Annotated in this window: 10 protein-coding genes; 6 read left to right on the forward strand and 4 right to left on the reverse strand. The window is 64.0% G+C overall.

Features of this window, described 5'->3' with window-relative positions:
- The first annotated feature begins 225 nt into the window (after nt 1–225).
- The 4 genes from HWY30_RS06790 (at nt 226) to HWY30_RS06805 (ending at nt 8222) form a co-directional block, all read left to right on the forward strand.
- On the forward strand, nt 226–1263 hold the full coding sequence (locus HWY30_RS06790; RefSeq protein WP_090807064.1) for a M14 family zinc carboxypeptidase: 1038 nt from the start codon (nt 226–228) through the stop codon (nt 1261–1263).
- Entirely contained in the window at nt 1260–2120 is an 861-nt protein-coding gene (locus HWY30_RS06795) for an alpha/beta fold hydrolase (RefSeq protein ID WP_090807062.1), read from the forward strand. The genes HWY30_RS06790 and HWY30_RS06795 overlap by 4 nt, the downstream gene beginning before the upstream one ends.
- A gap of 185 nt (nt 2121–2305) precedes the next feature.
- Nucleotides 2306–7144, forward strand: coding sequence for an NAD-glutamate dehydrogenase (locus tag HWY30_RS06800; RefSeq protein ID WP_090807060.1), 4839 nt, complete (start codon nt 2306–2308; stop codon nt 7142–7144).
- 172 nt (nt 7145–7316) lie between these two features.
- Entirely contained in the window at nt 7317–8222 is a 906-nt protein-coding gene (locus HWY30_RS06805) for a cation diffusion facilitator family transporter (protein ID WP_090807058.1), read from the forward strand.
- Between the two features lie 149 nt (nt 8223–8371).
- Here HWY30_RS06805 and HWY30_RS06810 read toward each other — a convergent pair whose 3' ends face one another.
- The 4 genes from HWY30_RS06810 to HWY30_RS06825 form a co-directional block, all read right to left on the reverse strand.
- Nucleotides 8372–9352: an aldo/keto reductase gene (locus tag HWY30_RS06810; protein ID WP_090807056.1), complete on the reverse strand. Its 981-nt coding sequence runs from the start codon at nt 9350–9352 to the stop codon at nt 8372–8374.
- A gap of 180 nt (nt 9353–9532) precedes the next feature.
- Nucleotides 9533–9670, reverse strand: coding sequence for a hypothetical protein (locus tag HWY30_RS06815; protein ID WP_018423447.1), 138 nt, complete (start codon nt 9668–9670; stop codon nt 9533–9535).
- A 14-nt stretch (nt 9671–9684) separates the two neighbouring features.
- A complete protein-coding gene (locus HWY30_RS06820) occupies nt 9685–9990 on the reverse strand; it encodes a DUF4148 domain-containing protein (RefSeq protein WP_090807054.1) in 306 nt (101 codons plus the stop codon).
- A gap of 211 nt (nt 9991–10201) precedes the next feature.
- On the reverse strand, nt 10202–11206 hold the full coding sequence (locus HWY30_RS06825) for a LysR family transcriptional regulator (protein WP_090807052.1): 1005 nt from the start codon (nt 11204–11206) through the stop codon (nt 10202–10204).
- A 175-nt stretch (nt 11207–11381) separates the two neighbouring features.
- Here HWY30_RS06825 and HWY30_RS06830 point away from each other — a divergent pair, with 175 nt between their 5' ends.
- Complete coding sequence (locus HWY30_RS06830) at nt 11382–12248, forward strand: alpha/beta hydrolase (RefSeq protein WP_090807050.1); 867 nt, start codon at nt 11382–11384, stop codon at nt 12246–12248.
- A 34-nt stretch (nt 12249–12282) separates the two neighbouring features.
- Nucleotides 12283–13503, forward strand: coding sequence for an efflux RND transporter periplasmic adaptor subunit (locus tag HWY30_RS06835; protein ID WP_090807049.1), 1221 nt, complete (start codon nt 12283–12285; stop codon nt 13501–13503).
- Nucleotides 13504–13513 lie beyond the last annotated feature (10 nt).

Below are 13513 nucleotides of genomic sequence, written 5' to 3' on the forward strand. Positions count from 1 at the left end.
CTACATCTTTGTGCGTCGCGTTTTCCGCTGTGTCATGTGTCGTCAGGATGGCAAAACGAAGTCATTGCGAAGTCATTGCGAAGTCAGTGATTCAAACGGAAAGTGACATACGGATGACACGATTCGCGTGCACACGTGCGCGCTCGCGCGTGCTGACACACAGCCAGGCTATAGTGCGGGTTTTCCGGCCCTCCTTAATAATCCCGACACTCCGGTCACGCCGTCATGCCGACTCCTTTGAGCTTTCTTCCGGACAGTTTTGCCGAATATGAAGATCTCAAGTCGATACTCGACCAGGGCAGGGCGAGCTTCGAAATCCGCGCGGTCTGCGAGACCGAGGTACGCGGCCGGCGCTTTTCCGTCTACACCGCGAGCATCGGTTCATCCGATCCGCTCGCGCCGGCCATTGGCTTTTTCGGCGGGATTCACGGGCTCGAGCGAATCGGCTCGCAACTCGTCCTCGACTATATGCGCGCGCTGCTCGCTCGGCTCGAATGGGACGAATTGCTGGTGCGGCAATTGCAGTCCATCCGGCTGATCTTTTTACCGATCGCGAATCCCGGCGGCATGTGGGCAGCGACGCGCGCGAATCCGCGCGGCGTCGACCTGATGCGCAACGCACCGCAAGACGCCGACGCGCGCGTGCCGCTGCTGGCGGGCGGCCAGCGCGTCGGCGCGTGGTTGCCCTGGTATCGCGGCCGCGCGGGCGAGCCGATGGAGGTCGAGGCGGCCGCGCTGCTGCAAGTCGTCGAGACGCAGCTCGCCGCGCGGCCGTTGAGCATCGCGCTCGATTGCCATTCCGGCTACGGTTGGAGCGACAGCATCTGGTTTCCGTACGCCCGAACCCGCCGGCAGATGCCGCATCTGCCCGAAATGTACGTGTTGAAGAGCATGTTCGAACACGCGCATCCGCATCACGGCTACACGTTCGAGCCGCAAAGCCATCAGTATCTGCTGCACGGCGATCTGTGGGACTACGCGTATGACCGCACGCCGGCGCCGAACGTCTTTCTGCCGATGACGCTCGAACTCGGCTCGTGGCTGTGGATCAAGAAAAACCCGCGGCAGTTGTTTTCGCGGCAGGGCATGTTCAATCCGGTCATGGAGCATCGCACCGCGCGCGTGCTGCGGCGCCATGCGAACCTGTTCGACTTCCTCGCGCGCGCGGCGTTTTCGGCGCAGCGCTGGCTGCCGCAAGGCAACCGTCGCGAGCAGTTGCTGCAAAGCGCGCTCGATCACTGGTACGGGCCGGATCGCGTATGAGCACGTGGATTCTGCTGCGCGGACTGACGCGGGAAACGCGGCATTGGGGGCGCTTGCCGGCGGCGTTGCGCGAAACCCTGGGTCAAATTTCGGGCGATCGCTTGCGCGATGCAACCCCAGCCGCAACGAGCACGACCGGCTTGCGTTTGCTGCTGCTCGATCTGCCTGGCAACGGTGAATACGTGCGGCGGCGCGCGCCCGCGAGCGTCGCGGGCATGGTCGCATTCGTGCGGCAGGCAGCGCTCGAAACGGGTGTGCCGGGCCCCTACAACGTGCTCGCGATGTCGCTCGGCGGCATGGTCGCGACCCACTGGGCACAGCGTCATCCCGGCGAGATCGAACGGCTCGTGCTGATCAATACGAGCATGCGGCCATTCAGCCGCATGCACGAGCGGCTGCGGCCGTCGGCGTGGCCTGGTCTGCTCGGCGTCGCGGCGCATTGGAGCGATGCCGCCGATGCCGAGAGCGGCATCCATCGACTCACGTGCAATAACCTCCACACCTTGGGCGCGGATCTCGCTGCCTGGACCGCGATTCGCCGCAGCGCGCCGGTGAGCCGCGCGAATGCGCTGCGGCAATTGTGGGCGGCCGCATGCTTTAGCGCGGCGCCCGCCGCGCCGGAGTGTGCACTGCTGATTCTGTCGTCGGAAGCCGATGGGCTCGTCAACCCGGTCTGTTCGGCGAAGCTCGCGACGGCGTGGGGCGCGCCGCATCGCAAGCATTCGTGGGCCGGCCACGATCTACCCCATGACGATCCCGCGTGGACGGCCGCGCAGATTCGCGCGTGGCTTACCCAGCGCGCCGAGAATAGCGATGCGGCCGCGCCGGCACCGGCGCCCGCAAAGCCCGCGCGTTGAGCCGCGCACGGCGTTGCCGCGCCGCAGCGATGCTAGGGTCTGGCGATTCTTCGACGACCGGTCAGCGGGTATTACCTGACTGCGCGAAACGGCCGTATCGCGTACGGCAGGCGCATAATTCCAAGTCAGACGTTGCCTGCGAATCACGCGATACTCACCATTGCCGCCAGCCGGGGGAGTCGATCATGCAAGCAAAGAACGAAGAAGCCGTCACACACCTGCTGAACGATGTTGTCGAATTTGCGCGGGGGCGGTTGCCGGAGCCGGCCTTCAATATCGTCGAACCCTTCCTGCGGCATTACTACGATTTCGTCGACGCGGGCGATCTGCAAAGCCGCTCGATCGCCGATCTGTACGGCGCGGCGCTGGCCCACTGGCAGACCGCGCAGCGCTTCGTGCCGGGCGAGCAGCGGCTGCGCGTGTATAACCCGATCCTCGAACAGCATGGCTGGCATTCCGATCACACGGTGATCGAAATCGTCAACGACGACATGCCGTTCCTCGTCGATTCGGTCGCGATGTCGGTCAACCGGCATCGGCTCGCGCTGCATTCGGTCGTCCATCCGGTATTTCGGGTCTGGCGCGCGCCGGACGGCAGCATCGCGCGCGTGAGCCAAGGTGCCGAAGAAGCCGGCGATACGCGCTCGCATCTGACCTCGTGCATCCATTTCGAGGTCGATCGTTGTGGCGATGCCGCAAAACTCGACGCGTTGCGCGACGACATCGCGCGCGTGCTCGGCGACGTGCGCGCGGCGGTCGAGGATTGGCCGAAGATCATCGAACGCGCGAAGCAGACCATTCAAGATATGAAGGTGCGCGAAACCGGTCCCGAGGGCGTCGAAGCGCGCGCGTTCGTCGAATGGATGGTCGCCGATCATTTCACGTTCCTCGGCCACCGTGATTACGAACTGGTGCAGCACGGCGGCGGCTTCGGTTTGCGGGCGGTCGCGGGCTCCGGTCTCGGCATTCTGCGCGATGCGCAGCAGCCGGGCGGCGTGGCGGAAGTCACGCCGTTGCCGCCGGCGGCCACGGAGATCATCTCCGGGTCGTCGCCGATCTTTCTGACTAAGGCCAATTCGCGCGCCACGGTGCACCGGCCCGGCTATCTCGACTATGTCGGCATCAAGCTGAGCGGCGCCGATGGCAAGGTGACGGGCGAGCGGCGCTTCATCGGCCTGTATACGTCGACCGCTTATTTCGTGTCGGCTGCGGAGATTCCGATTGTGAGGCGCAAATGCGCAAATATCGTCAGACGCGCCGCATTCCTGCCGAAAGGTCATCTGGCGAAATCGCTGGTGACGGTGCTCGAGACCTATCCGCGCGACGAATTGTTCCAGGCCGACGAGGACCAGCTGTACGACACCGCCCTCGGCGTGCTGCGTTTGCAGGAGCATCAGCGCACGCGGCTGTTCGTGCGGCGCGATCGCTTCGATCGCTTCGTATCGTGCCTCGTGTTCGTGTCGCGCGACAAGTACAACACCGATCTGCGGCAGCGCATCGCCAACCTGCTCGCCGACGCATTCAATGGTGAGAACGTCGAATTCACGCCGCTGCTGTCGGAGTCGACGCTCGCGCGAATTCATTTCGTCGTCCATGCCAAAGCGGGCGGCATGCCGAGCGTCGACACGCGCGAGCTCGAAGCGCGCCTCGTGCAGGTCGCGCGACGCTGGCAGGACGATCTGGCCGACGCATTGCTCGACGCGTACGGCGAAGAGCAGGGCAACCGTTTGCTGCAGCACTACGCCGATTCGTTCCCGGCCGGCTATCGCGACGACTATCCGGCGCGCACGGCCGTGCGTGATATCGAACTGATCGAGCGCGTGCAGGGCAGCGAGCGGCTCGCGATGAACCTGTACAGGCCGATCGAATCGGGACCGCGCGCGTTCCGTTTCAAGGTGTATCGCGCGGGGCTGCCGATCGCACTGTCGCGCAGCTTGCCGATGCTCGAACATCTGGGGGTGCGCGTCGACGAAGAGCGGCCTCATCTGATCGAGGCGCCCGGTGCGATGCCCGCGTGGATCCACGACTTCGGCCTCGAACTCGCGGACGATACCGAGTTCGACATCGAGCGGGTCAAGGATCTGTTCGAACAGGCGTTCGAGCAGGTATGGACCGGCACGATCGAAAGCGACGACTTCAACCGCCTCGTGCTGCGCGCGCAGCTCAATGCACGCGAGGTGACGATTCTGCGCGCTTACGCGAAGTATTTGCGGCAAGTCGGTTCGACGTTCAGCGACGCGTATATCGAACGCGCGGTGACCGGTAATCCGGCGATTGCGCGCATGCTCGTCGACCTGTTCATCGCGCGCTTCGATCCGGCGCTCGGCGCGGTACGCGAGGCCCGCGTCAACGCTTGTCTGGAGACGATCGACAGCGCGCTCGACCAGGTGCCTAATCTCGACGAAGACCGCATCCTGCGGCAGTTCCTCGGCGTGATCAAGGCGACCAAGCGCACCAACTACTACCGCCATGACGCTCAGGGCCAACCGAAGCCGTATCTGTCGTTCAAGTTCGATCCCGCCCAGGTGCCCGGCTTGCCCGAGCCGAAACCGATGTTCGAGATCTGGGTTTATTCGCCGCGCGTCGAGGGCGTCCATCTGCGAGGCGGGCGCGTCGCGCGCGGCGGCCTGCGCTGGTCTGATCGGCGCGAGGATTTCCGCACGGAAGTGCTCGGCCTGATGAAGGCGCAGATGGTGAAGAACGTGGTGATCGTGCCGGTCGGCTCGAAGGGCGGCTTCGTCGTCAAGAATCCGCCGCCGCAGGGCGAGCGCGATGCGTGGATGCGCGAAGGCGTCGCGTGTTATCAGACCTTCCTGCGCGGCTTGCTCGACGTGACCGACAATCTGGCGAGCACCGACGTCGTGCCACCGCCTGACGTGGTGCGCCACGATCCCGACGACCCGTACCTGGTCGTCGCCGCCGACAAGGGCACGGCCACGTTTTCCGACTACGCGAATGCAATCTCGCAGGAATACGGTTTCTGGCTCGACGACGCGTTCGCGTCGGGCGGCTCGGTCGGCTATGACCACAAGAAGATGGGCATCACCGCGCGCGGCGCGTGGGAGTCGGTCAAGCGGCACTTCCGCGAAATCGGCGTCGACACGCAGAGCGAGGACTTCACGGTGGTCGGTGTCGGCGACATGTCGGGCGACGTGTTCGGCAACGGCATGCTGCTGTCGCCGCATATCAAGCTGCTCGCCGCGTTCGATCACCGCCATATCTTTCTCGATCCGAATCCCGATCCCGCGGCGAGCATGGCGGAGCGCGCGCGGCTCTTCATGCTCGACCGTTCGAGCTGGGCCGATTACGATCCGTCGCTGATCTCCGCCGGCGGCGGCGTGTTCCCGCGCAGCGCGAAGACGATTCCGCTGTCGACGGCGGTGCAGGTGGCGCTCGGGATCAGCGCGGCGGCGCTCTCGCCGGCCGAGCTGATGCGCGTGATTCTGCAGGCGCCGGTCGATCTGCTTTACAACGGCGGCATCGGCACCTATGCGAAGGCGAGCCGCGAGACCAATCAGCAGGCGGGCGATCGCGCGAACGACGCGATCCGCGTGAACGGTGCGGATCTGCGCTGCAAGGTCGTGGCCGAAGGGGGCAATCTCGGCTTGACGCAACTCGGGCGCATCGAGTTCGCGCAGCGCGGCGGCCGCATCAATACCGATGCGATCGATAATTCGGCCGGTGTCGATTGCTCCGATCACGAGGTCAACATCAAGATTCTGCTGGGCCTCGTCGTCGCCGACGGCGAGATGACGGAGAAGCAGCGCAATGCGTTGCTTGCCGAAATGACCGATGAAGTCGGTCTGCTCGTGCTGACGGACAACTACTATCAGACCCAGGCTTTGTCGATCGCGGGCCGGTTTGGCGTGGCGCTGCTCGATGCCGAAGCGCGCCTGATGCGCTATCTGGAGAAGGCGGGGCGGCTCAATCGCGTGATCGAGTTTCTGCCCACCGACGAGGACATCGCCGAGCGCGCGGCCGCGAAGCAGGGACTGACGACACCCGAGCGCGCGGTGCTGCTCGCGTACAGCAAGATGTGGCTCTATGACGCGCTGCTCGAATCGTCGATGCCGGAAGACCCGCTCGTTAGCGATATGTTGATCGAGTACTTTCCGAAACCTCTGCAGCAGCGTTTCCGCGAACCGATGCAGCGCCATCCGCTGCGCCGTGAAATCCTCGCGACGCATCTGACCAATGCGCTCGTGAATCGCGTCGGCTGCGAGTTCGTGCATCGGCTGATGGAGGAGACCGATGCACAGCCCGGCGACATCGTGCGCGCGTGCATCATGGCGCGCGACGTGTTCGATCTCGATCAGATCTGGCGCAGCATCGACGCGCTCGACAACCGCGTTCCCGACGACGTGCAGGCACGCATGTTCGCGGAGGTCGCGCGGCTCGTCGAACGTTCGGCGCTGTGGTTCCTGCGGCATCTGCAAACGGGCGCGGCCGGCGACGACGTGACCGGCCTGCTCGCGCGCTGTCGCGACGCCGCGCAGCGTCTCGCGCCACAATGGCCGGCGCTGTTGCCTGGCGCGGACCTCGAAGCGTTGTCGGAGCGGCAACGGGTGTTCGTCGATGCGGGTGTCGATAGCGATCTCGCGGTGCGGATCGCGAGCGGCGAGGTGTCGGCCGCTCTGCTCGATATCGCCGAAGTCGCGTCGACGTGCGGGCGCAATCTCGAACAGGTCGCGGGCGTCTACTTCGCGCTCGGCACGCTGCTGAATTACAGCTGGATCAGCGAGCGCGCCGCCTCGTTGCCGGCGCCGACGCATTGGGACATGCTCGCGCGCGCATCGGCGCTCGCCGAACTCGCACGGCTCAAGCGCGCGCTGACCACGAGCGCATTGGCCGGCGCGACCGATGCGTCGACGCCCGATTCGCTGGTGCAAGCGTGGCGCGACAAACGCGCGGCACAGCTCGAGCGTTATACGCGTCTGCTGACCGATCTGCGCGCGACGGGCGGCGCGAGTCTTTCGGTGCTGCTGGTTGTCGTACGGGAGATGGCGGCGCTCGAGAGGGCGTGAGCCGCACGAATGGTGCGAAGGACGCCTGGGGAACTGGCGGCACGACGGCACATCAGGTCCGATTCCTGCGAGCGGGTGTGTCGTTGTCATCCATAATATCGAGTACTTGCCGATCACTTCGCTCGTGCAATACCCAACAATACCCAGCCCACTCACCGACCCCCGCCAGCAGATGAAAGAAGAATCGCCGAAAGCCATTTTCTACGCACTCGCCGCCAACTTCGGCATCGCCGTCTGCAAGTTCGCCGCGGCGGCGTTCACCGGCTCCGGATCGATGTTCGCCGAAGCGATTCACTCCACCGCCGACTGCGGCAATCAACTGCTGCTGCTATTCGGACTGCGCGAAGCGCGCAAGCCGGTGAGCCCTTTGCATCCGATGGGCAGCGGCCGCGAAATCAACTTCTATTCGCTGCTGGTTGCGTTGCTGCTGTTTTTCGTCGGCGGTGCGTTTTCGGTGTATGAGGGCGTGCATCGACTGATTGCGCGCGAGCCGTTGCAATATGCGTTCGTCGCGTTGGCGGTGCTCGGTGTGTCGGTGGTGCTCGAATCGCTATCGTTGTGGGGCGCGGTCAAGGAGATTCGCAAGACGCATCCGGATAAAAATCTGTGGCACTGGTTTCGCGAAACGCGCGAATCGGATCTGCTGGTCGTGGCCGGCGAAGATATCGCCGCGCTATTCGGTCTCGCGATCGCCTTCGTCGCGGTGCTATCGACGATGGTGACCGGCAGCCCCGTGTATGACGCGCTCGGCTCGGTGGGGATCGGTTTTCTGCTGATGACGATCGCGTGGCTCGTCGCGCGTGAAGTGAAGTCGATGCTCGTCGGCGAATCGGCGAGCCCGGAAGTGCGCAGCGCCATCGACGCGCATCTGCGCGCGCGTCCCGAGATTCGCGGCATCATCAACTTGATCACGCTGCAGTGGGGGCGTCACGTGGTGGTGGCGGTGCAGGCGGAAATGATCGACTACGCGAGCGGCCGCGCGATGGTCGATGCGATCAACGTCATCGAGGCCGATCTGCAGGCCACGTTTCCTCAGGTGCGCTGGGTGTTCTTCGAACCGGATGTGCCGCGCAATTAAAGAAGACTTCTCCACTCGGGCATGAATCGGGTCCATGAACCCCGCGGACGAGAGGAGGCGAGAGGAAGCGAGATGAGGCGAAGCGACGTGCGCTGCAATCGCGGGTCATTCCGCCCGTCCCGACTGGATGCCAGTACGCTTCACAGCGCTTATTTGAACCCCGCCACTGCATGCGGCACATACAGTTCTTCGAGCCGGTGAATCTCTTCGTCACTGAGCTTCAACGAGAGCGCCGCAACCGCATCGTCGAGATGATGCAGTTTGGTAGCACCGACAATCGGCGCGGTAATCGGCTTCTTCTGCAGCACCCACGCTAGCGCAACCTGCGCGCAAGGCACGCCGCGCTCTTTCGCGATCTCGCTGACCCGCTCGACGATACGCCGATCCGCTTCCTGCGTGTGCGCGTACAGCGTGCGGCCGAATTCATCGGTTTCCGAGCGCGCGCTTTCGGTGTCCCAGTCGCGCGTCAAGCGTCCGCGGGCAAGCGGACTCCACGGAATCACGCCGATGCCTTCGCTTTCGCACAGCGGCAGCATTTCGCGCTCTTCCTCGCGGTACAGCAGATTCACGTAGTTCTGCATCGCCACGAAGCGCGTCCAGCCATTGCGCTCGGCCACCTGCAGCGCCTTGGCAAACTGCCATGCGTACATCGACGACGCGCCGAGATAGCGCGCCTTGCCGGCTTTCACGACGTCGTGCAGCGCTTCCATCGTTTCTTCGATCGGCGTGCCGTAGTCCCAGCGATGGATCTGATACAGGTCGACATAGTCGGTACCGAGCCGCCGCAGGCTGTTATCGATCTCCGCCATGATCGCCTTGCGCGACAGCCCCGCGCCGTTCGGGCCCGGATGCATGCGGCTATTGACCTTGGTGGCTAGCACGATCTCATCGCGCTTCGCAAAGTCCTTCAGCGCACGGCCGACGATTTCCTCGCTGGTGCCGTCCGAATAGACGTTGGCCGTGTCGAAGAAGTTGATGCCGTGATCGAGCGCCTGCTTGATGAAAGGCCGCGCGGCTTCGTCGTCGAGCGACCAGGGGTGCGTGCCGCGCGAAGGTACGCCATAACTCATACAGCCGAGACAGAGACGCGATACATCGAGGCCGGTGCGGCCGAGTTTCACATAATCCATCGTGTTGCTCCTATAGTGAAGCGCACAAACCCGCTGCGAGGGAAGGAAGTTCGATTATAGGGAAACGACAGCAAGCGCGTCGTCACAGGCCGCACCGCTTTCGATCGCTTCAATGCAAATGCGCCCGCGAAGCCACTTCGCGGGCGCATGACGCCGAGTGCCGTGAACGACAGCCAACGCTCAATGCTGTACCGGGCGATACGGTGTCCACACGGGCGTGTCGGTATTCCAGTTGTCGAGTTCCGATGGTGTCATGATGTGCTCCTCGATGAAGAGGCGCGCAGTTTTGCGCCGCAAGCGCGCCGGGTTCTGAATCAACTTCTTCTAACTCGTTACTGGCCCTCCGCAACGCGCGTCACTTCGCCGTTCGTTCCTTCCTGCAACGCGATGCGCGCGGCTTGCGTCTGGCCGATCAGGCCTTTGTCCGGATACGAGGTGCGATTCAGTGAGGGCAGCGAGCCGTCGCGATACGCGGCGACCAGTTCGGCCTTGACCTCGGCGCGTGTCTTCGTGCTCGCGCTCGGCGCCGGTTGCGTGTCATACGTTCCCGCGCGGCCGATACCGCCGCCGCCTTGCGCAAATGCCGGAACGCTGACGAGCAGTGACAGAGCGAGGCCTGCCAACAGATTGCGTTTCATGATTCACTCCTGTCGATTCATTGGCAGCGCGATGGCGCCGCGACAGGGTGAAATGTAGACGTCGACGCGGTATGGATAAATCGCGGTTTTGCGAAATGAATTGTCGCGATTCAGGAACAATCGCGAGCGAGGCTTCATCGGGGCCGTGCGATTGCACGGTTGCCGCGGCATTGGCGCCGCGGCTGGAATTCACTGTTTCACTTCCCGTACTTCATGCGACCCATTCGGTCATCACCGGCGTGTCGAGTGCCGGCGCGGACTCGCGCTGCTCGAATGTGCGCTTCGTGCAGGTGGCGTCGAGAGTGCCGCGTCCGCTCAGCAATGGGCAACGATCGAACAGCTCCGCGATCCAGTCTACGAAAACGCGGACTTTCGGCGACAGATGACGACTGTGCGGATAGACTGCCGAAATCGGCATCGGCAAGGGTTTCAAGTCCGGCAGTACTTCGACGAGCTGACCCGAGCCCAGATGCGGCAGCACCATGAAGCGCGCCGGCTGAATCAGACCGAAGCCTTCGAGTCCGCAGGTCACGTAGGCATCCGCGTCGTTGACCGACACGATGCTTTTCATCTTCACTTCCACTTCGTTGCCGTTCACCAGGAACGCCCAGTCGAGCGTGCGTCCCGTGCGGCTCGAGAAGTAGTTGACGGCTTTGTGATTGTCGAGATCTTCGAGCGAAGCGGGCACGCCCGCGCGCTTGATGTAGTCGGGCGACGCGCAGGTCACGCCCTCGAACAGACCGATGCGGCGCGCGACCAGCGACGAATCCTGCAACGCGCCGACACGCACCACGCAATCGACACCTTCTTGCAGCAGATCGACGGGCCGGTCGGTCAGGCCCAGTTGCAGATCGATGTCCGGATAGCGCATGTGGAATTCGCACAGCGACGGAATGACGAGCAGACGGCCAATCGAGCCCGGCATGTCGATGCGTAGCTTGCCGTGCGGCTTCTTGTTGCCGCTCTGGAAACTCGCCTCGGTCTCTTCGACATCCGCGAGGATGCGCACGCAGCGCTCGTAGTACGCGGCGCCATCGGGCGTCAGCGACAGACGGCGGGTGGTCCGGTGCATCAGCCGCGTGCCGAGAAACGCTTCGAGGTTCTGAATAATCGTAGTAACCGATGCGCGCGGCAGGTCGAGCGTTTCCGCTGCGCGGGTAAAGCTGTTGGTGTCGACGACGCGCGTGAACACTTGCATGGCCTGAAGCCGGTCCATTGCAAACCTCCAGAAGGGGCTGGTGCACAGGCGGGAATGGAGTCCGCGAAAACAATCACAACGGGATTGTTCAAAGGCACCGAATTGTGTTGCCGGATTATAGGCATTTATTTGCGAGTCTGCCGAACCCACAATTCGCACCATTGAAGTTCTATGCGCATTTGCGCGGCTCGACATGGATGCATTCAAATCGCCGTACCCGCCTTTTTCCACCGGCGTTTCCGCCGAAGACACTGGCGCTGAGGCCAACGACCCGACACTTGAAGTCACCGACGTGGATATCGATGGGTACGCTCAACCCATTACGTTGCGGCTGTATCGGCTGACGAAAAAAACCGCGTTGCCGGTGCTGCTTTATTTTCACGGCGGCGGTTTTACGAAGGGTTCGATCGAGTGCGCGGACTTCGCCGCGCGGTATTTCGCGGAACACTTACCGGCGCTCGTGGTGTCGGTCGGCTATTCGCTCGCGCCGCGGTTTCCGTTTCCAGCCGCGCCGGAAGACGCGCATCGCGCGGCGCTGTGGGTGCAGACGCGGGCACGGGCATTTGGTGGCAATAGCAGAAAGATCGGTGTGGCGGGCCATGACGCGGGCGGCCAACTCGCCAATTGTCTCGCGTTCATCGCGCGAGATCGTGGCGACGTGCCGATCAGCGCGCAGGCGCTGTTCGGCCCGATGCTGGATCCGAGCCTGACGCGGCTCGGCGACGAGCAGCGGCTCGGTTCCGACATCACCGCGCGCGAGTGCGCCGCGTGTTATCGCGCGTATCTGCCGCAAGCGTCTCAGCGCATGCATCCGTATGCGGCGCCGCTCGAATCGTCGCGGCTCGCCGGCTTGCCGGCCACGCTGATCGCGACCGCGCAGAACGACGTGCTGCACGTCGAGGCCGAGAAGTATGCAAGCAATCTGATCGACGCGGGCGTGCAGACCCAGGTGGTGCGCTTTCCGAGCGTGTCGCACGCGGCGCTCGCCGATCATCCGCCCGCTTTGCAGGAAGCGGTGCGCTTTTTCCAGTGGCGCTTCGACGCGCGCGCTCATCGATAAACAGAAATTCAATCAACGATACCGGGAGCTACACATGACTATCCTTCCTCTTTCCCGCCGCCGCGTGGCGTTAGCCGCCGTGGTCGTCGTCGTCCTTGCCGGGCTTGGCACGTTCGGCGCGATTCGTGTCGATGCGAGCTCGCCGGCCGCACCCACCATCGTGCCGGAAGTGGACGTGGCGACCGTCGTGCAGAAGACGATCACCGACTGGCAGTCTTATTCGGGCCGTCTCGAAGCCGTGCAGAAAGTGGACGTGCGTTCGCAGGTGCCGGGCACGATCGTGTCAGTGAACTTCAAGGACGGCGCGCTCGTGAAGCAGGGCGACACGCTGTTCGTGATCGATCCGCGTCCGTACGCGGCCGAAGTCGATCGCGCGCAAGCGCAGCTCGCGGCCGCGCAGGCACGCACCGGCTACACGCAAAGCGACTGGGAACGCGCGCAACGGCTGATCGTCGACAACGCGATCGCCAAACGCGACTACGACGAGAAGCAGAACGCCGCGCGCGAGGCGAGCGCGAACCTGAAGGCCGCGCAAGCCGCGCTGGAAACCGCGCGCATCAATCTCGGCTACACGAAGATCGTCGCGCCGGTGTCGGGCCGCGTGTCGCGCGCGGAGATCACGGTCGGCAACGTGGTGTCGGCGGGCGCCAGTTCGGTGCCGCTGACGACGCTCGTGTCGGTGTCGCCGATCTACGCGTCGTTCGACGCGGACGAGCAGACCTACCTGCAATACCTGAGCCGCGCGAAGGACGGCAGCAAGGTGCCGGTCGAACTCGGTCTCGCCGATGAATCCGGCTACTCGCGCAGCGGCACGATCGAGTCGGTCGACAACCGGCTCGACACGTCGTCGGGCACGATCCGCGTGCGCGCGAAGTTCGACAACGCGGACGGCGCGCTGATTCCGGGCCTCTACGCGCGCCTCAAGGTGGGGGGCAGCGCACCGCATCCGGCGCTGTTGATCGACGATGCTGCGGTCGGCACCGACCAGGACAAGAAGTTCGTGCTGGTCGTCGATCAGGGCAACCACGTCGTTTATCGCGGGATCACGACGGGTTCGATGCAAGGCAATCTGCGCGTCGTCAAGGACGGTTTGAAGCCGGGCGATCGGATCGTCGTCAACGGCGTTCAGCGTGTGCGTCCCGGCGACATGGTGCGCGCGCACATGGTGCCGATGACGACCGACGACGACCCGAACAGCGCAGCGCTCGCGCAGTCGCGTGCCAAGGCCGAGGCCGGCGCGAAAGGCAATTCGTGAGCCGCATGCT

This window comes from Paraburkholderia tuberum STM678, from assembly GCF_902833905.1.
Taxonomy (GTDB): domain Bacteria; phylum Pseudomonadota; class Gammaproteobacteria; order Burkholderiales; family Burkholderiaceae; genus Paraburkholderia; species Paraburkholderia tuberum.